Origin of the sequence: Sporosarcina sp. P7 (assembly GCF_002743425.1) — a bacterium.
Taxonomy (GTDB): Bacteria; Bacillota; Bacilli; order Bacillales_A; family Planococcaceae; genus Sporosarcina.
The window spans coordinates 67,943-88,025 of the sequence record NZ_PDZF01000013.1; the positions used below are offsets into that span (position 1 = coordinate 67,943).

At 44.7% G+C, this 20,083-nt stretch carries 23 protein-coding genes; all 23 read right to left on the reverse strand.

From position 1 onward, the window contains the following. Positions 1-16: 16 nt before the first annotated feature. Positions 17-421, reverse strand: a complete 405-nt coding sequence (locus tag CSV60_RS12665; RefSeq protein ID WP_099631261.1) for a F0F1 ATP synthase subunit epsilon — start codon at positions 419-421, stop codon at positions 17-19. A gap of 24 nt (positions 422-445) precedes the next feature. After that, positions 446-1,861 carry a F0F1 ATP synthase subunit beta gene (gene atpD / locus CSV60_RS12670; protein WP_099637244.1) on the reverse strand — a complete coding sequence of 472 codons (1,416 nt, stop codon included), beginning with the start codon at positions 1,859-1,861 and terminating at the stop codon, positions 446-448. A 33-nt stretch (positions 1,862-1,894) separates the two neighbouring features. Beyond that, positions 1,895-2,752 carry an ATP synthase F1 subunit gamma gene (gene atpG / locus CSV60_RS12675; protein WP_099631259.1) on the reverse strand — a complete coding sequence of 286 codons (858 nt, stop codon included), beginning with the start codon at positions 2,750-2,752 and terminating at the stop codon, positions 1,895-1,897. Between the two features lie 153 nt (positions 2,753-2,905). After that, positions 2,906-4,417, reverse strand: a complete 1,512-nt coding sequence (atpA, locus tag CSV60_RS12680; protein WP_099631258.1) for a F0F1 ATP synthase subunit alpha — start codon at positions 4,415-4,417, stop codon at positions 2,906-2,908. Positions 4,418-4,441: 24 nt separating this feature from the next. Then, positions 4,442-4,978 carry a F0F1 ATP synthase subunit delta gene (locus CSV60_RS12685; RefSeq protein ID WP_099637245.1) on the reverse strand — a complete coding sequence of 179 codons (537 nt, stop codon included), beginning with the start codon at positions 4,976-4,978 and terminating at the stop codon, positions 4,442-4,444. Next, entirely contained in the window at positions 4,975-5,526 is a 552-nt protein-coding gene (gene atpF, locus CSV60_RS12690; protein WP_369823639.1) for a F0F1 ATP synthase subunit B, read from the reverse strand. Before atpF ends, CSV60_RS12685 begins: the two co-directional genes overlap by 4 nt. 146 nt (positions 5,527-5,672) lie before the next feature. Next, the gene (atpE, locus tag CSV60_RS12695; protein ID WP_029053447.1) at positions 5,673-5,885 is read right to left on the reverse strand and encodes a F0F1 ATP synthase subunit C; all 213 of its coding nucleotides are present in this window, start codon (positions 5,883-5,885) and stop codon (positions 5,673-5,675) included. A gap of 70 nt (positions 5,886-5,955) precedes the next feature. Then, positions 5,956-6,666: a F0F1 ATP synthase subunit A gene (gene atpB, locus CSV60_RS12700; RefSeq protein ID WP_099637246.1), complete on the reverse strand. Its 711-nt coding sequence runs from the start codon at positions 6,664-6,666 to the stop codon at positions 5,956-5,958. Between the two features lie 32 nt (positions 6,667-6,698). Beyond that, positions 6,699-7,067: an ATP synthase subunit I gene (locus CSV60_RS12705; RefSeq protein WP_099637247.1), complete on the reverse strand. Its 369-nt coding sequence runs from the start codon at positions 7,065-7,067 to the stop codon at positions 6,699-6,701. Between the two features lie 870 nt (positions 7,068-7,937). Next, a complete protein-coding gene (gene wecB / locus CSV60_RS12715) occupies positions 7,938-9,056 on the reverse strand; it encodes a non-hydrolyzing UDP-N-acetylglucosamine 2-epimerase (RefSeq protein ID WP_099637249.1) in 1,119 nt (372 codons plus the stop codon). A 15-nt stretch (positions 9,057-9,071) separates the two neighbouring features. Then, positions 9,072-9,701, reverse strand: a complete 630-nt coding sequence (gene upp / locus CSV60_RS12720; protein ID WP_099637250.1) for a uracil phosphoribosyltransferase — start codon at positions 9,699-9,701, stop codon at positions 9,072-9,074. A gap of 263 nt (positions 9,702-9,964) precedes the next feature. Further along, entirely contained in the window at positions 9,965-10,465 is a 501-nt protein-coding gene (locus CSV60_RS12725; RefSeq protein ID WP_099637251.1) for a hypothetical protein, read from the reverse strand. Between the two features lie 39 nt (positions 10,466-10,504). Continuing rightward, positions 10,505-11,758 (reverse strand): serine hydroxymethyltransferase, encoded by a 1,254-nt coding sequence (glyA, locus tag CSV60_RS12730; RefSeq protein WP_099637252.1) that lies wholly within the window; start codon positions 11,756-11,758, stop codon positions 10,505-10,507. Between the two features lie 55 nt (positions 11,759-11,813). Then, positions 11,814-12,359 carry a TIGR01440 family protein gene (locus tag CSV60_RS12735; protein ID WP_199171332.1) on the reverse strand — a complete coding sequence of 182 codons (546 nt, stop codon included), beginning with the start codon at positions 12,357-12,359 and terminating at the stop codon, positions 11,814-11,816. Between the two features lie 18 nt (positions 12,360-12,377). Next, positions 12,378-12,818, reverse strand: coding sequence for a ribose 5-phosphate isomerase B (rpiB, locus tag CSV60_RS12740; RefSeq protein ID WP_099637254.1), 441 nt, complete (start codon positions 12,816-12,818; stop codon positions 12,378-12,380). A 322-nt stretch (positions 12,819-13,140) separates the two neighbouring features. Further along, a complete protein-coding gene (locus tag CSV60_RS12745) occupies positions 13,141-14,433 on the reverse strand; it encodes a methyl-accepting chemotaxis protein (RefSeq protein WP_099637255.1) in 1,293 nt (430 codons plus the stop codon). Continuing rightward, the gene (locus CSV60_RS12750; RefSeq protein WP_099637256.1) at positions 14,430-14,876 is read right to left on the reverse strand and encodes a low molecular weight protein arginine phosphatase; all 447 of its coding nucleotides are present in this window, start codon (positions 14,874-14,876) and stop codon (positions 14,430-14,432) included. The genes CSV60_RS12745 and CSV60_RS12750 overlap by 4 nt, the downstream gene beginning before the upstream one ends. 55 nt (positions 14,877-14,931) lie before the next feature. Beyond that, positions 14,932-15,435, reverse strand: a complete 504-nt coding sequence (locus CSV60_RS12755) for a manganese efflux pump (protein ID WP_158233180.1) — start codon at positions 15,433-15,435, stop codon at positions 14,932-14,934. Positions 15,436-15,514: 79 nt separating this feature from the next. After that, positions 15,515-16,546, reverse strand: coding sequence for an L-threonylcarbamoyladenylate synthase (locus CSV60_RS12760; RefSeq protein WP_099637258.1), 1,032 nt, complete (start codon positions 16,544-16,546; stop codon positions 15,515-15,517). 60 nt (positions 16,547-16,606) lie between these two features. Further along, positions 16,607-17,176 carry a stage II sporulation protein R gene (locus CSV60_RS12765; protein WP_099637259.1) on the reverse strand — a complete coding sequence of 190 codons (570 nt, stop codon included), beginning with the start codon at positions 17,174-17,176 and terminating at the stop codon, positions 16,607-16,609. 47 nt (positions 17,177-17,223) lie between these two features. Continuing rightward, complete coding sequence (gene prmC, locus CSV60_RS12770; protein WP_099637260.1) at positions 17,224-18,075, reverse strand: peptide chain release factor N(5)-glutamine methyltransferase; 852 nt, start codon at positions 18,073-18,075, stop codon at positions 17,224-17,226. Beyond that, the gene (prfA, locus tag CSV60_RS12775; protein ID WP_099637261.1) at positions 18,068-19,144 is read right to left on the reverse strand and encodes a peptide chain release factor 1; all 1,077 of its coding nucleotides are present in this window, start codon (positions 19,142-19,144) and stop codon (positions 18,068-18,070) included. Before prfA ends, prmC begins: the two co-directional genes overlap by 8 nt. A gap of 92 nt (positions 19,145-19,236) precedes the next feature. Next, positions 19,237-19,833, reverse strand: a complete 597-nt coding sequence (locus CSV60_RS12780; protein ID WP_099631244.1) for a thymidine kinase — start codon at positions 19,831-19,833, stop codon at positions 19,237-19,239. Positions 19,834-20,083 lie beyond the last annotated feature (250 nt).

The window sequence follows — 20,083 nt, forward strand, 5'->3', positions numbered from 1 at the left end:
CCATTTCATTTATAGATTAAATACGTTGTTCATACACTTGCATGCGGTTGATTGCACGTTTTAAATCAAGCTCTGCTAACTTTTGAGAAAGGGCGTCAGTTTTATTCTGAAGATCTTGTTCAGCTTTTTCAGCAGCTTTCTTTGCACGTGCGATGTCAATGGACTCAGCCAGTTCCGCACTCTGTGCCAATACAGTGACAACTTCAGGACGGACCTCGATGAAGCCTCCGTGGACTGCGACTGTTTCTGTTTTGCCATCTGTTTTTAGGCGAAGTGCACCAATTTGAAGTGGCGCGACCATCGCGATGTGACCGGGTAGAACCCCGATCTCACCAGCTTCGGTAACTGCAATCACCATGTTCGCATCCATTTCAACAACAGGGCCGTCGGGAGTGACGATATTCACTTTGATTTTACTCATTTTTTTCCCTCCTGGTCCCTTTTCTTAGACTTCTACACCCATTGCTTTTGCTTTTTCAATAACTTCTTCGATACGTCCAACTAAACGGAAAGCATCTTCCGGTAAGTGATCATACTTACCTTCTAGAATTTCAGCAAAGCCTTTGATTGTTTCAGCAACTGGAACGTAAGAACCTTTTTGTCCTGTAAACTGCTCAGCAACGTGGAAGTTTTGTGACAAGAAGAACTGAATACGACGTGCGCGATCAACGACCTGCTTGTCATCTTCATCTAACTCGTCCATACCTAAGATTGCGATGATATCTTGCAATTCACGGTATCGTTGAAGAGTTGTTTGTACTTCACGCGCTACACGGTAGTGTTCCGGTCCAACGATTTCTGCACTCAATGCACGTGAAGAAGAAGCTAGTGGATCAACAGCTGGGTAGATACCCATCTCTGAAAGTTTACGCTCCAAGTTCGTAGTTGCATCTAAGTGAGCGAAAGTTGTTGCCGGAGCTGGATCCGTATAGTCATCCGCTGGTACGTAGATTGCTTGGATCGAAGTAACCGATCCTTTATTTGTAGAAGTGATTCGCTCTTGTAACTGACCCATTTCCGTTGCCAATGTCGGCTGGTAACCAACCGCAGAAGGCATACGTCCAAGAAGTGCAGAAACTTCAGAACCTGCTTGTGTAAAGCGGAAGATGTTATCGATGAACAATAGAACGTCTTGTCCTTGTTCATCACGGAAATATTCAGCCATAGTCAAGCCAGAAAGTGCTACACGCATACGTGCGCCTGGTGGCTCGTTCATTTGACCGAATACCATTGCCGTTTTCTTGATAACGCCTGAATCTGTCATTTCAAAGTACAAGTCATTTCCTTCACGTGTACGCTCACCAACACCAGCGAATACGGAAATACCACCGTGTTCTTGTGCGATGTTGTTGATCAATTCTTGAATTAGAACTGTTTTACCAACTCCAGCACCACCGAAGAGTCCGATTTTACCACCCTTGATGTATGGTGCAAGCAAGTCAACTACTTTAATTCCCGTTTCAAGAATTTCTACCTCAGTAGAAAGGAATTCGAATGTTGGTGCAGAACGGTGAATTGGGTCACGTTGTGAATCAGCAGGAACTGGCTCACGCAGGTCAATTTCCTCACCTAGTACGTTAAATACACGTCCGAGTGTAACGTCGCCGACTGGAACAGAAATTGGTGCGCCTGTATTAATAACTGACGTACCGCGTTTCAGACCATCTGTCGAGGACATCGCAATCGTACGAACTGCATCATCACCAAGGTGAAGTGCTACTTCTAAAGTCAATACTTCAACCACTCCGTTGGAACGATCGATATTAACCTTCAATGCGTTATAGATCTCTGGAAGTTGTCCGTTTTCAAACTTTACGTCAACAACTGGACCCATAACTTGAAGAATATGTCCATTACTCATGCTTTTCCCTCCTGTCTTACTGTTTCAAATCTATTATTCGAGTGCTGCTACGCCGGCTACGATTTCAGTGATTTCCTGAGTGATCGCTGCTTGACGAGCACGGTTAAATTGTAATGTTAACGAATCGATTAGGTCAGACGCATTGTCTGTCGCCGTCTTCATCGCTGTCATACTGGAAGCATGTTCGCTCGCTTTTCCATCGAGTACCGCTCCATAAATGAGGCTCTCCGTGTATTGCGGGAGAAGTGTTTCGAGAATCGCTTCTGCTGAAGGCTCGAACTCATAAGATGATGAAGCGGATACAGATGAAATATCTGTGAGTGGAAGCAATTTACGTTCAGTTGCTTCGTTGGAGATGGCGGAGATGAAGTGGTTGTAATACAAGAACACTTCATCGTAAACGCCTTCTGTGAACATGCCAACAGCCCGATTCGCGATATCTTTTACTTCTTCAAAACGAGGGTGATCCGAAAGTCCGATCAGGCTTTCTTCAATCTGGAAGCCCAGACGGCCGAAGAATTCATAGCCTTTACGACCGATCGCGATAATGACCACTTCATCTTTCGATTTATGGCGTTGTTCGATTGCACGGGTAACGGCACGGAAAATGTGCGAGTTATATCCACCAACAAGTCCACGGTCAGAAGTCACTACGATGTACGCAGACTTCTTTACGGGACGTGCAGTTAATAAAGGATGCCCAGAATCTTTCGTTACGGCTGCAATAGCACCCACCACTTCTTCTACTTTATCCATGTAAGGTACGAATTTCTTCGCATTGACTTCAGCACGGTTCAGCTTGGAAGCAGATACCATTTGCATCGCTCTCGTGATTTGACTCGTCTTTTTTGTTGAAGCAATACGGCTTTCTATCTCGCGTAAGGACGCCACTGGCTATTCACCACCTTTATTTTAAGATCCATTCAAGTTCAATCAATCTCGCCTCGGCGTGATTGCGTCTGGATTTTGAATTGCGCTTGTGCAATTAACTCCCTACAAAATCCCTGACATCCGCCGGAGGCCTTTTCTGAGTATCAGATAAGATTAAGCTTCAGAAGTCACAAAGTTTTTCTTGAATTCGTTGAACGCTGCGCTCATTACGTCATCAGCTGGAAGATCTTTCGTTGTACGGATATGATCATACACTTCCGTATGGTTGGATTCTAACCAGCTAGTGATTTCACTTTCAAAACGCAATACGTCTCTTACTGGAATATCGTCGAGGTAACCGCGTGTCAGTGCATATAGACTGATTACTTGGTATTCGACTTTCAACGGCTTGTTCAAGTCCTGCTTCAAGATTTCAACTGTGCGGTGACCGCGGTCCAGTTTCGCTCTCGTAGTAGGATCAAGATCCGAACCGAATTGTGAGAATGCTTCTAATTCACGGAATGCTGCCAAGTCCAAACGAAGTGTACCGGCAACTTTCTTCATTGCTTTAATTTGCGCTGATCCACCAACACGGGATACGGAAAGACCGGCGTTGATCGCTGGACGTACACCTGAGAAGAATAGGTCAGACTGCAAGAAGATTTGTCCGTCTGTAATAGAAATTACGTTTGTTGGGATATAAGCAGAGATATCTCCCGCTTGTGTCTCAACGAACGGCAATGCTGTAATAGATCCTGCTCCTAGTTCGTCATTCAACTTTGCAGCACGCTCAAGTAGACGGCTGTGTAGGTAGAAGACATCCCCTGGATATGCTTCACGACCTGGAGGACGACGAAGTAGCAAGGACAGTTCACGGTAAGCTGCTGCTTGTTTAGATAGATCATCATAAACGATTAGCACGTGCTTGCCTTCGAACATGAATTCTTCTGCCATCGAAATGCCTGTATATGGTGCCAAGAATAGCATTGGCGACGGGCTTGATGCAGATGCAGTAACGACGATTGTGTAATCGAGTGCACCGTTTCTGCGTAGAGTTTCAACAACTCCACGAACAGTAGATTCTTTTTGACCAATTGCAACATAGATACAGATCATGTCTTGGTCCGCTTGGTTTAGAATTGCGTCAATTGCAACAGTCGTTTTACCTGTTTGACGGTCACCGATGATTAATTCACGTTGTCCACGACCGATTGGAACTAGAGCGTCAATCGCTTTGATTCCTGTTTGCAATGGTTCGTGAACTGATTTACGCGCCATAACCCCTTGTGCAGGGCTTTCGATAGGACGAGTTTTTGTTGTATTGATTGGACCTAGTCCATCAACTGGTTGTCCAAGTGAATTGACTACACGTCCGATCAATTCTTCTCCGACTGGTACTTCCATAATACGGCCTGTACGACGAACTTCATCGCCTTCTTTAATGTCTGTGTATGGCCCAAGGATAACGATACCTACGTTGTTCGCTTCCAAGTTTTGTGCCAGACCCATTACGCCGGTAGAGAACTCAAGAAGTTCCCCCGCCATGACATTGTCGAGGCCATGAGCAAGTGCGATACCGTCACCTACACGGATTACAGTACCTGTTTCACTTACTTCCATTTCAGACTGATAATTTTCGATCTGTTGTTTGATCAGACCGCTAATTTCCTCAGCTTTGATGCCCATGTATGTCACCCCTCTTAATTCAAATTAATTGATTAATTGACGTTCCAGACGCGCCAGCTTTGCACTGACACTACTGTCGTAAATTTGGTTGCCGATCTGAAGGCGAATGCCACCGATCAAGCTTGGATCAATGATGTTCTCGATATGCAATGATTGTTTTCCTACTTTGTGCGCAAAGGCAGTAGAGATAGCTGTACTTTCTTCAACTGAAAGCAAACGAGTAGAGTAGACTTTCGCTTCGGCAACTCCGGAAGCCTCGTTAGCGAGTTCCTGGAAGTCTTCGATTAGATTGCCTATTTCTTCAATACGGCCTGCATCGATCAACACATATAGAGTGTTCAATACAAGTTGGTTTGCTCCATTGAAAAGTTGCCCAATCAATTCTTTCTTCTTCTCAATAGAAAACTTTGGCGAAATTAATAACTCGTCAAATTGTTTTTCATCAGCGAATACTTTTTGTAATTCTTTTAGATCAGCTTGCACGGAAAGCGTTTGTTGCTTTTCCTGCGCTGCTTCAAATAATGCAACGGCATAGCGTTTTGCGATTACCGATTGGCTCATCGCCCTTCGCCTGCCTTCACAATCGTTTCTTCGATCAATGCGCGGTTATCTTCCTCAGAAATTTCCTTCCCAAGAACCTTAGACGCAGCCAAGATAGAAAGAGATACGAATTCTTCGCGAACTGCTGCAACTGCTTTCTCTTTTTCAGTAGCAATTTCAAGAGTTGCAGATTCTTTCATACGGTTAGCTTCAGCGCGTGCAGCCATAATCAGCTCTTCACGTTGAGTGTCACCTTGTTTCTTCGCATTCTCTACGATAGATTGTGCGCTTTCGCGTGCTTCTTTTAATAGAACACGTTGCTCTTCAAGAAGCTTTGCAGATTCTTGACGACTTGCTTCGGCTTGTTCGATCTCCGTAGCGATTAATTGCGCTCGTTGATCCATCACGCCCATTAACGGACCCCATGCAAACTTCTTTAGAAGTACCATGAGAATCGTGAAAAATACTACAGTGACGATAATGTCGCCTAAATTTAGACGTTGGTTTAAACTTGCTAAAAATCCTGCGTCAGCGTTTGCTGATAAGAGGACGAAGGTATCCAACACGATTGTTTCACTCCCTTCAAGAGCTCATGACTCTTTCGTTTCTTACTCTAATTGGAACATTCTATTATTCAGACCTATCAGTTGTTTAAATGTTGACATAAAGCAATGGCGAAGACCGAGACTGCATGCTTCGCCATATAACACAAATATTATTTGTTCATTACGATAAACGCAATAACAGTTGCGATGATTGGAAGTGCCTCAACCAATGCAACACCAATGAACATTGTTGTTTGTAGAACGCCACGTGCTTCTGGTTGACGAGCGATCCCTTCAACTGTCTTAGAAACGATTAAACCGTTACCGATACCTGCACCAAGTGCACCTAGACCAACTGCAATAGCTGCTGCTAATAAACCCATACCTGCCATTTTGTATTTCCTCCTAATATTCTTTGTGGTTTTGTTCCCTGATTACAGGGTAAATATATGTTTAGTGATCTGTGCTGACTTTGTGAGCCATATAGACCATCGTTAACATAACGAAGATAAATGCTTGGATCGCCCCGATGAATACCGAGAAACCGAGCCATGCAAGTGCTGGTATAACAGCTCCGGCAAGACCGAAGATGCTTGAAGCACCCAATGTTGCAAGTAAACCAATCAAGATTTCACCTGCGAAAATGTTACCGTAAAGACGAAGACCAAGTGTCAACGTGTTTGCGAATTCCTCAATGATCTTTAGTGGTGCCAAGAATGGAATTGGCTGGAAGTATGATTTCAAATACTTGCCCATTCCGAGCTGTTTCACACCATAGTAATGCGTTAACGCAACAACTGTAGCAGCGAGGGTTAACGTGATAACTGGATCGGCTGTCGGTGATTTCCACCAAAGTTGGTGTTCCCATACGATTGCGAATGGAAGTCCAATCATATTTGCAACAAAGACAAACATGATTAAAGTGATACCTAGTACGTGGAAGCGGCCTCCCGTTTTCCAGTCCATGTTATTTTTGATGATGCCTTTGACAAAGTCCATGACCCACTCCATGAAGTTCTGCATACCCGTAGGTTTCATTTGAAGCCGCCGTGTAGATGCAACTGCAATCAGGAAGACAATCAGACACGTTACAAACAACATCAGTATATTCGATGGGTTAAACCCGATTCCGAATAAAATAAACTGTGGATTTTCATGATTCACGTTTTTGTTCACCTCCCCTTGCTAGTAAAGTGTCATTGCTTCCATTGGAACAGCAGATGACCAGTAAACAGCAATGCATAGGGTATCATTAACCCGATTACCGTGCTGATCAGATCAAACTCCTCCGGCATAACGAGTGCAATGGCCGTAGCCCCTACACCTGATGCAAAACGTAAGCCCATACCTAATGACTTCGCTCGCTTCCCTTCATCGATAGAGCGGTCAAACCGTTCCATCCGTCGAACGAGAATCCAAAAGTTATACATACCGAAAAGTGAACCTAAGATGAGCCCAGCGAAGATTGTCCGGTAGTCCAAGAAAAACCAACCGAGCACGAACAATGCAAGCAAAAAAAAGAAACTCTTCTTCTGCTGTTTGAAAATTTCCTGCATACTTTGCATTGTTTATTCTCCCAATTCGTATTTTGGATTACAGCGTCTGAAGTGTTCAGTAATTCCCGACTTGTGTCGAGTGTTGAGTCTTTGTCGTTTTGATATTTTTCAACGACATAGATTCCTTGTGAAGAAATCTGGAAATTGTAAGTGAATCGCCTTTTCCGTCCACCAGGTGACGTTGCTATGTGCGACGTCGACAATGTGTTAGGAACTAGCGCTTCCGAGTGAAGACTTGAAACCTACGAAACATGATTTCTGTACTCAATTTATGTATGAGTTCCTTATCAATCTTACCCTTTGTTAGCATACAATAGAGGGTTTTTTATGTCAATTGATTCAGGTGAATAAATTCACAATGCGTTCTCTTTGTCAAACATTCGACATATTTGTTTTCTGTCTTTATATGGTAGTTTTATCGTTTTTTCTAGAGTGGAATTTTGCTTGTGTTTTTAGATTGAAATGTTCTGGGGGACATTGTTTTATTACTATGAAATGGCAACGAGGTGTCGGGGGTAGGGATTGGAGCTTCGGAGGGGACGCTTTCCCATGGGCCCGCGGTGAGCCAACCAAGTCGCAGGCTCCTTTTGGTTGTCTCACCTGTCGGGGCTGATCCATCGGGAGTCGCCCCTCCTACGCGCCAATCCTTTGCAGTGAAAGTGGGTGGTACTTTTCTTAGTTCAATGAAGTTAGGCTTGTAGTTTAGTCGGAAGTTGAGTTTAACTGATCTCAATAGATAACAATAGTTCTCGTACTATTGACAATGGATTATTTACTTCCAACCACTTCAATCCCGAACCCCTCCCCTCTTTTCTCCTAATAGCTTATATTTGCACACTAGAAAAAACAGCAGATGAAAGTTCTCTGCTGTTTTGAGTCTTATAGTGAATGTAAATAGTTGAGAAGAGATTCTACTATTCGTGCGGATGCGTGGCCGTCGCCATATGGGTTGTGGGCCTTGGACATTTTTTCGTATTCCGCGTCATTGGATAACAGTGCGTCGGATAGTTGGAAGATGTTTTCTTCTTCTGTTCCCGCTAAGCGCAGTGTTCCCGCATCGATCCCTTCTGGGCGCTCGGTTGTATCCCGCAATACAATGACAGGTTTTCCAAGTGAAGGTGCTTCTTCTTGGATACCGCCTGAATCTGTGAGGATGATGTGCGAACGCGCTGCGAAGTTATGGAAGTCCAACACTTCTAGCGGCTCGATTAGATGAATGCGGTCGTTGTCGCCTAGCAGTTCATCCGCCACTTCACGTACAGCTGGATTCATGTGTACCGGATAGATCACTTGGATATCATCGTGTTTGTCGAGCAAACGATTGATTGCACGGAACATATTGCGCATTGGTTCACCGAGGTTTTCACGTCGGTGTGCCGTCAATAGCACCAAACGATCGTCTCCAAGCTGATCGAAAATCGGATGATGGTATTTAGGATCTACCGTCGTTTTCAACGCATCGATTGCCGTGTTGCCTGTGACATAGATGCGCTCTTTGTTTTTACCTTCATCTAGTAAATTTTGCGCTGATTTTTCAGTTGGCGAAAAATGAAGATCCGCAATAACACCTGTCAGTTGGCGATTCATTTCTTCAGGATACGGCGAAAACTTATTCCACGTACGTAATCCTGCTTCAACATGACCAACGGAAATTTGATTATAAAACGCAGCGAGACTCCCGATAAACGTCGTCGATGTATCGCCGTGGACAAGCACGATATCCGGTTGCGCTTCTTTCATAACTTTATCCAAACCTTCAAGGCCGCGTGTTGCCACGTCAATGAGTGTTTGACGGTCTTTCATAATATTCAAATCATAGTCTGGCGTGATGTTAAAGGTTTCCAGCACTTGGTCCAGCATTTGACGATGCTGCGCAGTGACTGTCACGATGGATTCGATTTCATCGGGGTGCTTTTCTAGTTCAAGAACAAGCGGCGCCATTTTGATAGCTTCCGGCCTCGTACCGAATATCGTCATCACTTTCCATTTCTTAGTCAATGAATGATCCCTCCATTATTTCGTGCCGAACAAACGGTCACCCGCGTCACCTAGTCCAGGGACGATATAGCCGTGTTCGTCCAGCTTTTCGTCAAGTGCTGCAATATACACGTCTACGTCCGGATGAGCTTCCGTCAGCACTTCGACGCCTTCAGGAGCAGCGACTAAACACATAAATTTAATGTTCACCGCGCCACGCTTTTTCATCGAATTGATTGCTTCGACCGCCGTTCCCCCTGTCGCAAGCATCGGATCCACTACGATGAATTCGCGCTCCGCCACGTCAGAAGGTAACTTTACAAAGTATTCAACAGGCTTTAACGTTTCTGGGTCGCGGAATAATCCAACATGTCCCACTTTTGCAGCCGGAATTAAATCGATGATGCCGTCTACCATGCCAATGCCCGTACGTAAAATCGGAACAATCCCCAATTTTTTCCCTGCCAAGATACGAGATTTAGCTTCGCAAACAGGTGTTTGAATCGTAATTTCCTGTGTTGGAAGATCCCGTGTAATTTCAAATGCCATAAGTGTGGCTAATTCGTTCACAAGCTCGCGAAATTCTTTCGTTCCTGTATCGGCCTTTCGTATAAACGTCAGTTTGTGTTGAATTAATGGATGATCAAATACATGTACTTTTCCCATTGGTATCGCTCCTTTTCGGAATATCTTGTACATTATAACAGAAATCGATCGTCAAGCGCAGTGAACTTGTGTGATTTGTCGTAATGAAAATAATGCGAGAAGAATATTTAGTTTTGTGAAGAATCATATTTCTTTGGGGAGCGCTCTATAAGTTCGTCGGGCCGCTCTATGTTTCTGCTTAGGCGCTCTATAAGACGGCCGGGTCGCTCTATGCTTCTGCTTAAACGCTCTATAAGACGGTCAAACCGCTCTATTCCACTTAGTCACTCTATAAACTGGTCTGGCCGCTCTATCTTTTCGCTTGAGCGCTCTATAAGCTGGTCGGACCGCTCTATGTTCCCGCTTGAGCGCTCTATAAGACGGCCGGGCCGCTCTATGTTTCTGCTTAAACGCTCTATAAGACGGTCAAACCGCTCTATTCCACTTAAGCACTCTTTAAACTGGTCTGGTCGCTCTATCTTCCTGCTTGAGCGCTCTATAAGCTGGTCGCACCGCTCTATCTTCCTGCTTAAGCGCTCTATAAGACGACCGGGCCGCTCTATGTTTCTGCTTAAACGCTCTATAAGACGGTCAAACCGCTCTATTCCACTTAAGCACTCTATAAACTGGACAGGCCGCTCTATCTTTCCGCTTAAACGCTCTATAAGACGGCCAAGTCGCTCTATGTTCCTGCTTAACTGCTCAATCAACCAGTCTAACCGCTCTATCCACACGCTCACCCGCTCTATCACCCCCAATATCCGCTCATAAACACCCGCCTCCACATAAAAAAACGCCTGACACAAGTCAAGGCGTTAGTTTTCTTACTTATATAGAGGGTGCTGATCTGTTAGAGCTGTAACAGCTTTGCGTGCTTCTTCTTTTGCTGATGGGTCTTCGTGGTTTTTCAATAATGTTGCGATGATCCGTCCCACTTCCACCATATCTTCTTCTACGAAACCACGAGTAGTAACAGCCGGTGTACCGATGCGGATACCAGAAGTGACGAATGGACCTTCTGTGTCGAATGGTACCGTGTTTTTATTTACTGTAATACCGATCTCGTCCAATACGTGCTCTGCTACTTTACCTGTTAGATCAAGTGATTTTAGCTTCACAAGCACGATGTGGTTGTCTGTACCGCCAGAAACGACGTCGATACCTTCTGATTGTAGTTTTTCAGCTAATGCTACAGCGTTTTTCTTTACTTGTTGTGCATATTCTTTGAATGAAGGATCCAATACTTCTTTGAACGCTACCGCTTTTGCAGCGATGACGTGCATTAAAGGACCACCTTGAACGCCTGGGAATACAGTTTTGTCAATTTTCTTGCCAAATTCTTCAGCTGTTTCTTCATTTAATAGAATGATACCGCCACGTGGTCCGCGCAATGTTTTATGCGTTGTGGATGTCACGAAGTGTGCGTGTGGAACTGGATTTTGATGCTCGCCTACTGCGACTAGACCCGCGATGTGTGCCATATCTACCATCAAGTATGCGCCGACTTCATCCGCAATTTCACGGAATTTTGCGAAGTCGATTGCGCGTGGGTATGCACTTGCACCCGCAACGATCATCTTCGGCTTGTGCTCAAGCGCTTTTTGGCGCACATCTTCATAGTCGATTACTTCTTCTTCTTTTGTTACACCGTAATCTACGAAATTATAAAGCTTTCCGGAGAAGTTAACTGGTGAACCGTGTGTTAAGTGGCCACCGTGGGAAAGGTTCATCCCAAGAACTGTGTCGCCTGGCTCAAGCGCTGTGAAGTATACAGCCATGTTGGCTTGTGCGCCAGAGTGTGGTTGTACGTTTGCATATGCCGCGCCAAAAATTTCTTTAACGCGATCGCGTGCGATGTTTTCGACTACGTCCACGTGCTCACATCCGCCGTAGTAACGCTTGCCCGGATATCCTTCAGCATATTTATTCGTCAAGTAGGATCCTTGTGCTTCCATTACTGCTTCCGTTACGAAGTTTTCAGATGCGATTAATTCGATGTTCGAGTTTTGACGGTTCTTTTCAGCCATGATTGCTTCATAAACTGCTTCATCATTGCGTTGTACATTGCTTAAGTCCATTGGATAGTATCCCCTTTTTTCTGATAGTTTTATATTTTCTTGTATTGTACACGGTTTATTCGTATTTCGCACGACTTCCGCCAATTAATTTTGGACGAGTGGTCGCAAGTGTGATGACCGCTTCACCGATTTTATCAATCGACGTGCGGATCGGTACTACAACTGGCTTCATTTGCATGCCGATTAATGTTTGTCCGATGTCGATGCCGGCATTTGCTTGCACCGATTCTACTACGACGGGATCGCTAAATTGCTTGTATGCATAGGTAGACATCGAGCCGCCCGCCTTAAAAACAGGCACGACGGATACAGGTTCCAAATGAAATTGCTGCGCCGTCTTGCGTTCCAATGTGATTGCACGGTTGATATGCTCGCAGCCTTGGAAAGCTAAATGTACATGATATTTATCCGCGAACGCTTGGAGCGGTGCGAATAAAGCCTCCCCTATTTCCAGTGCGCCGTTCGTGCCGATGCGCGCACCTGCCACTTCAGAAGTAGAACAGCCGACGACGAAAATCGTCCCTTCGGCAGGTGGTGCTTGTTCGGCAAATTCGGTCAATGCTTGTTCTAGCTGCAGTTTCCATAATTGAATGGCATCCACTTGTTCCACCTACTTTCTTTAGTTCTTTTCAAGTTCCATCATTTTATTTATACGGCGCTCGTGACGGCCGCCTTCAAATTCTGTTTCAAGCCAAGCGCTAACGATTTCTCTTGCCAGCCCTGGTCCAATAACGCGTTCCCCCATTGCTAACATGTTGGAATCATTATGTTCGCGTGTTGCCTTAGCGCTAAATACATCATGAACGAGCGCGCAACGGATTCCTTTGATTTTATTGGCGGAAATGGACATGCCGATTCCTGTGCCGCAAATCAAGATTCCGCGGTCTACTTTCCCCGCTACGACGTCATTCGCTACAGGTACTGCATAGTCTGGATAATCGACGGAAGTGTCGGCATCCGGTCCGTAGTCGATATATTCTATGTCGAGTTCGGTTAATAGATTGGTGATCTCTTTTCGGAGATGGTTGCCTCCGTGGTCTGAAGAAATTGCAACTTTCACTGCGCACCCTCATTTCTATTTTTACTTATCGCTTATTCTATCATTGTTCCATAAAAAAATCATCGGTTTTACTGTACTCTTTTTGAAATTTTCATTTTGAAACGTTGAAGTTTTGTCATAAAGACGAATGTTTTATGAATAAAGTGAAATAATCGTACGTGTTTTAGGTCTATGAAGTCGTATTCACATCATTGTAAGCAGAAAATCAGGCGCTTAATTCGGAATTTTTCACCTTTCCGATCTGCGCAAGCACCTTGACCCCTGCTTCACAAATAAAAAAAACGATCCAGAGTGTAAAATACCTCAGCATCGTTATGATTTATTACACGGGCGTTCGGTCGAACTTCCGGATCACTTTATACAACTCTTCCGATTGCTCCTTCAGCTCTAACGCCTTATTCTTCGTTTGATCTATAGACGCTACCTGCTCTTCCGTGGCCGCGCGAACTTCTTCTGCTCCCGCTGAAGTATGCTCTGCAATCGTCGCTACCTCTAACGACTGCTTGGCCGTAAGCTCGATCGTCTGCATTTGGTTGCTGACGATTTGGCCAATTTCTTCTACATAATGCGCCATCGTCTGGATGGTGGCGGTCATCGTTTCAACGTTTTCATTTGTTTTCGTCGCACGTGTAGCCTCAGTGGATGCCGTTTCTACTTGTTGCTTCATTTCCGCTACGACTTGTTTGACGTCAGATTGGATCGTTTGAACAAGTCCGGAAATCATCTGGACGGCATTTGCACTTTCATCTGCTAAGTTACGAACTTCTTCTGCCACGACAGCGAAGCCTTTACCATGCTCTCCCGCCCGCGCCGCTTCTATAGAAGCATTTAGCGCCAGTAAGTTTGTCTGCCCCGCGATGTTGCCGACAAGTTCCACGATTTCGCTGATCTTATGCGCATTTTCATCTAGTACTTGTATCGTTTCCAATGAATGCTCGCTTTGATTGCTCATTTGATGAATTCCCGCTAATACCGATTGGAAAATTTCCGTTGTCGCGTGTAATTCTTTTAACATCACTTTTGATTGCTCAGATGATTGTCCCGCTCGATGATTGACTTCCACGGCCAGTTGACGAATATCTTCAATCGCATTGACCGTTTCTCGAATCGACTCCGATGTGTTTTCTGCGCCATTGGAAATTTCTCCAATAGTGCGCGCAATGGCATCGGATTGGCCGGACGCAGCGCTTGTCTCATTCGTCAATTCATCGACAAATTGGGCAGTAGCTTGAAAGTTGGATTCGATTTGTTCAATTATGTTACGTAAATTGACAACCACTTGCTGGAATGCTTTGGAGACGGAATGAATTTCATCCGATGAGTTCGGCAACTGAATGTCCGTACCGATTTTCCCATCCGCCACCTTCATAGCGGCAGTTTCCAAACGTTGCAATGGCTTGGTCAAAATAGTACTGAACATGGCCGCTAAAATACCTGACCACATAATGCCCATCGCATATGTAAGCAGTTGAAAAACGAATGGCCGTACATTTGGAAAGAAAGTTGGCTGTACCCAGTTAATGAATACAGCACTTGTCGTATACGTAATGACTGCAAGAATTACAATAAATAAGACGAGTTTCGCCCGTAGTCCTACTTTTTTCGGTTCGTTCATAAGTTCCCCTCCGCTTGTTGTCGGATGACGGAGTTAATGAGTGTAGTCAGCTCATGAAATGTGGTGCGGTAAGTTTCCAAATCCCCACCATATGGATCATGTACATCAAGACCTGTCATTGTACCCGCGTATTCTTTTAATGTAAACACTTTTTCTTTCATTGCAGGATAACGACTGTGCAGGAAATCTCGATGATTCGCTGTCATCGTTAGAACAATATCCGCCCACTCCATATCAGCAGACTTGACTTCATTAGAATATGGAGTAAAAGGGATTTTTTCTTCCGTCAGCAACTGTGCGGAGTTCGCGGAAATCGGCAAGCCATCCATCGCATGAATACCTGCTGATTTCGCGGTAATACCTGGCACATTGGCATGATTGACTAACGCTTCTGCCAAAGGACTTCTACATGTGTTGCCTGTACAAATAAAATAAATATTCATTTTCTTCACCTACTTTACAGAATAACGGATTTATGAGAGAAAAGATACACTATTTTCAATAAACAAAGGACAATACACCCATACAGATAAATACGATACCTGCCAATCTTCGAATAAATGTACCATTAATTACACGCAGACGGCCTGCGGACAAGAAAGCAATAGCCGAAAACGTAAAAGAAAAGAAGCCTGATACGAAAATAAACAGCCATTTATTCAGCTGCATCATACCGAATGTCACACTCACCCCGAATGCATCCACGCTGACGATCAGCGCTAAGAAAAACGGGGAGATTTTATTGACCACTGACGGTTCATCGCTGTCCAAGAGAAGAATGTGAAGTCCGATGAGTGAAAGCAGTACACTCGAGAGCGCATGGCCCCATCCCGCGAAATAGATCATCGCCCATTCCCCTGCGTAGAAACCGATAAGTGGCAGCAACATATTCAGTATAGTAGTCCACAGCAAGATCATCAATCGACCCCGCCGCAGTTGGAGAAATGTATAGACGATTAGAATATCGATTGTTGTAACGATAGCCGCTATGATTTCTATCAAAAAATAAGCCCCCTCGCACGTCTCGCATCTACTAATTCTATGCGGTTGCTGAAGGAGGCTATTCATCATTAGCGAAATGTTATTCGGCGAAACGTTTGCCGTCTGATGCTTTATCGAGACGATTCATAACCGCTGCACCGATACCCGAATGATCGGTCTCAATGGCGAGAATTATATCTGCCTCTGTATTGTCGCACTGACGAATCGCTTTATAGAGACTCGATGCCATCGCTTCACGACTATTGACGGAGCCTGTGGAAAAGTACCAATCGGCTTGTTCTGTGTATAACTCATCAGGTCCGATAATTGCAACACGTTTATTTTGTTGATGAATGGTTTTTAGCGCATGCGCAATAGAATCCATATTCGGCTCGATGATAAATAGCGGTGCTTCAGGTGCGTAATGAACATATTTCATCCCCGGGGCACGTGGTGTTGACGTTTGATCTGTAGGTAACGTGGCCGTATGGACTGTGCCAATCAAATCCTCCAACTGCTCTTTCGTAATACCGCCCGGCCGCAAAATGACAGGCGGTGTAACCGTGATATCTAAAATGGTGGATTCAAGGCCTACCCCTGTCTCTCCACCATCCAAAATCAACGGAACCTTACCGATTAAATCGTGATAGACATGATCCGCTTCCGTTGGGCTTGGCTTTCCGCTACGATTTGCACTCGGTGCCGCTAACGGCTGTTCCAGTTTGCGCAGTAATGCCAATGCTATTGGGTGGTCCGGCATGCGGATGGCTACTGTACTAAGTCCAGCCGTGACGACATCTGCAATGACTCCAGGCTTTTTCTCCATAATTAACGTCAATGGTCCTGGCCAAAATGCTTTCATTAATATGTTTGCAATTTCTGGGATATCGGTTGCGTATTTTTCAATGTCTGACTGGTTCCCAATATGTACGATCAGCGGATTATCTGAAGGTCTTCCTTTCGCTTCGAAGATCCGCTGTACTGCTTGCTCATCTGTCGCAATGGCTCCTAAACCGTAAACTGTTTCAGTCGGAAAGGCAACGATCCCCCCGGAATTCAGGATATCCACAGCTTGTTCATAGATTCTATCGTTATCCACTAGGTTATCCACTATTTCCCGTGTAGTGTCCACTCGCTCAACCCCTCTTTATACACATTTTATCTATCTTATCCACAATAAATGTGAATATGTTCATTTGAACAGCGACTTTATCCACTCCCAAACGAAGAATGTAACAGGTTCTTGTTCTTCTGTTTCACTCACTGTCGCTTCTTCAGGGAAGCAAACATTCGGAAACAATGAACACCACCAATTATCGCCCCGACCCGCTCCGATTTTCACAACATATGCATCGTAAACGTCTTGCGGCTGAATGAAATACCCAACCCGTTTCGGTGGAATCACTGCGGCACTGTGCTCAAGCGTTACATGCGCACCATTCACTTCCGCTTTTGCAATTTCAAGAAGCGTTGGCTCTAACAGTTGAAGTTTGTCATTTATTTGCTGCACGTTTGTCGATTGATTGATCGCCCGCTCAAGTAATGGTGCAATTTTCTCCTGTACATCTTGTTTCACTTGTTGATCTGCTACAGTATTAGAGTTTGCAAGAATGCGAAATTGCGTCGCTTCACTTGTAGCTACCTGCTGGCCGAATACAAGTAACACCGCTTGAATAGTAAGTAATATAAGTACAAATTCTATAAACGCCAATAGTTTCGAAGTTTGATTCGGTTGTTGGTTCATCGGATAATCTTGTAACATGTCATCCCCTCCTGCACTCTATCTTGACCCGCAGGAGGAGATTTTATTCATCGAATCTCACAAAATATCATTCGATCTTTTTTATTGATATCCTGAACGATTTCCACTGTCGCTTCCGGAAAGGATTTTTGTAAGTATTCTTGTACAATAGCTCCTTGCTGATAGCCGATTTCAAAACCGATGAGTGCAGGATGATTCATCAGAGGCGACAAGTTTTCCGCTAGTCTGCGATAGAAATAGAGACCTTCCTCTTCGGCGAACAGCGCAGTTTGCGGTTCGAAATCGTAAACAGTTGGCGACATAACAGATTTTTCATGTTCCGCGATGTACGGCGGATTGGATAGGATGATATCCCATTTTTGCGATTTCAACGGTTCTTCCATATCCCCTTGCATAAAAGTTATATCCGCTTCATTGCGCTCGGCATTGCGTTTTGCGACTTCAAGCGCCGTTTCACTGAAATCAGTGGCTGTTACTTTTGCAGTCGGTCGTTCTTTTTTGAAGGCGACCGCAATCGCCCCACTTCCCGTTCCAATATCCGCCACTTGAATGACTCGATCTTCGAATAAGTGATTCGCTCTTTGCAATGCATAATGGACGAGCTCTTCCGTTTCAGGACGTGGAATCAGGACGTGTTCATTGACCTCAAATAAATAGCCGTAAAAGGACTCTTCACCGAGAATATATTGAATGGGTTTACCAGTCAATAATTCTGTGATGATTGCTAAGTATCGCGAAGACGTTTCGTCCGCAATATGTTCACGAAAACTGGCTAAATAATTAGCCTGACTCATTCCTGTGACAAAACGCATCGCTATTTCAGCTGCATGCGTGTCCATTTCGCGTTCTCGCAATAATCGCTGCGCTTGTTGCACAGACTCAAGAATGGTCTTAGTCATTGCGATCCAAACTTTCTAAGCGGTGTGCTTGTTCTTCTATAATCAACGCATCGATTACTTCATCCAATTTCCCTTCTATAATCTGATCGAGTTTTTGGATGGTCAAACCGATTCGATGGTCAGTCACACGGTTTTGCGGGAAGTTGTATGTGCGAATACGCTCTGAACGATCCCCTGATCCAACGGCAGTTTTCCGTTTTTCATCGTATTCGGCTTGCACTTCTTGCATAAACTTATCGTAGACACGCGCACGCAAGACTTTCATCGCTTTTTCTTTATTTTTAATTTGAGATTTTTCGTCTTGAATCGATACTGTCGTACCCGTCGGCAAATGCGTAAGGCGCACTGCAGACATGGTCGTGTTGACGGATTGTCCACCTGGCCCCGATGAAGCGAATGTATCGGTACGGATATCTTTATCATGAATCTCAATTTCTACTTCTTCTGCTTCAGGCAAGCACGCAACGGTAGCAGTCGACGTATGTGTTCGCCCACCCGATTCCGTTTCCGGTACACGTTGCACGCGATGCGCTCCATTTTCGTACTTCAACTTGGAATAAGCCCCTTTGCCATCGATCATGAAGATAATTTCTTTAAAACCGCCAAGTTCAGTTGGCGAAGAATCGATGACCTCGACTTTCCAGTGATTCATTTCCGCGTAGCGTGTATACATACGATATAAACTACTAGCAAATAAGGCCGCCTCGTCTCCACCTGCAGCGCCTCGGATTTCCATGATGACACTTTTATTGTCATTTGGATCTTTCGGAATCAGCAATACTTTTAATTGTTCTTCAAGAGACTCAATACGGTCTTCGAGTTCATCCATTTCCATCTTGACTAATTCTTTCATTTCGTCATCAAGTGGCTCATCTTGCATTTCTTTCGCCTGGTTATATTGAGTGTAAACATTTTTGTATTCACGGTATACTTCGACCGTGTCTTGTAAATCAGATTGTTCTTTCGAATAGTTTCGTAATTTATCCAGATCATTGACGATTTCGGGGTCACTAAGTAGTTCATTGAGTCGATCATAACGGTCTTCCACTGCTTGCAGTCTATCGAACATAGTTGGTTCACCTCTTCTGAAATTATGGGTTATATACTAGTATATAGCAGAACCGTCTATCCTTTGTTGCTCAAGGATAGACGGAAATATGTTTATTTTACATGTTGCGCACGACTGACGGGCACTTCGTGGTGCTTGCGGCAACGTGGTTCGTATGCTTCGGATGCACCGACAAGAATGATTGGATCATCTTGGCATGCGGGTTGTCCATCTATTAGTCGTTGCGTTCGGCTTGAAGGTGATCCACAAACGGTACAGACCGCTTGGAGTTTTGTCACCAGTTCGGCCACTGCCATTAATTCCGGCATCGGTCCGAATGGTTCGCCTCTGAAGTCTTGATCGAGTCCTGCAATGATCACGCGAAATCCGCGATCAGCGAGTGTGATCGCGACCTCAATAATATCTTGGTCGAAAAATTGGGCTTCATCAATGGCGACCACATCGAAATCATCTGATACGAGGTTCGGTATTTCACTCGCCTTGGAAATAGGATTGGCGATAGTGGATGCACCGTCGTGGCTGACAATTGCTTCCTCGCTATACCGATCATCAATTGCCGGTTTGAATACCGCAATCTTTTGTTTGGCAAATTCTGCCCGACGAATGCGACGAATGAGCTCCTCCGATTTACCTGAAAACATACTGCCGCAGATGACTTCCATCCAGCCGCCTTGCATTGAAACGTACATGGTCAATCCCCTTTCGATGTTGCGTTTGTGTTTATGTATATGTGGTGATGATGCGATAGAGCGGTTAACGTGTGATTATGAGCGGGTGGACGCGCGCATTGAGCGCGTTACGCGTGTTGATAGACTACCTTCAAAGTAGACAAATTATAAAGCGCACTTCTACAATTCATATAGATAAGGGGTTGAGAAGATGGCGGAGAAAACGAGAGTATATTCAGAAGAAACAAAACGTGAAGTGGTTGAGCGATTT

Bases quoted from the DNA above. Each gene is read 5' to 3' on its own strand.
- CSV60_RS12685 (WP_099637245.1), bottom strand. From the start codon at position 4,978: ATGAGCCAATCGGTAATCGCAAAACGCTATGCCGTTGCATTATTTGAA.
- prfA (WP_099637261.1), bottom strand. From the start codon at position 19,144: ATGTTCGATAGACTGCAAGCAGTGGAAGACCGTTATGATCGACTCAAT.
- glyA (WP_099637252.1), bottom strand. From the start codon at position 11,758: ATGGACTTAAGCAATGTACAACGCAATGATGAAGCAGTTTATGAAGCA.
- CSV60_RS12750 (WP_099637256.1), bottom strand. From the start codon at position 14,876: ATGAATATTTATTTTATTTGTACAGGCAACACATGTAGAAGTCCTTTG.
- CSV60_RS12780 (WP_099631244.1), bottom strand. From the start codon at position 19,833: ATGTACGTTTCAATGCAAGGCGGCTGGATGGAAGTCATCTGCGGCAGT.
- CSV60_RS12705 (WP_099637247.1), bottom strand. From the start codon at position 7,067: ATGCAAAGTATGCAGGAAATTTTCAAACAGCAGAAGAAGAGTTTCTTT.
- CSV60_RS12745 (WP_099637255.1), bottom strand. From the start codon at position 14,433: ATGAACGAACCGAAAAAAGTAGGACTACGGGCGAAACTCGTCTTATTT.
- atpD (WP_099637244.1), bottom strand. From the start codon at position 1,861: ATGAGTAATGGACATATTCTTCAAGTTATGGGTCCAGTTGTTGACGTA.
- upp (WP_099637250.1), bottom strand. From the start codon at position 9,701: ATGGGAAAAGTACATGTATTTGATCATCCATTAATTCAACACAAACTG.
- atpE (WP_029053447.1), bottom strand. From the start codon at position 5,885: ATGGGTTTATTAGCAGCAGCTATTGCAGTTGGTCTAGGTGCACTTGGT.
- atpA (WP_099631258.1), bottom strand. From the start codon at position 4,417: ATGGGCATCAAAGCTGAGGAAATTAGCGGTCTGATCAAACAACAGATC.
- prmC (WP_099637260.1), bottom strand. From the start codon at position 18,075: ATGACTAAGACCATTCTTGAGTCTGTGCAACAAGCGCAGCGATTATTG.
- CSV60_RS12665 (WP_099631261.1), bottom strand. From the start codon at position 421: ATGAGTAAAATCAAAGTGAATATCGTCACTCCCGACGGCCCTGTTGTT.
- CSV60_RS12765 (WP_099637259.1), bottom strand. From the start codon at position 17,176: ATGTTACAAGATTATCCGATGAACCAACAACCGAATCAAACTTCGAAA.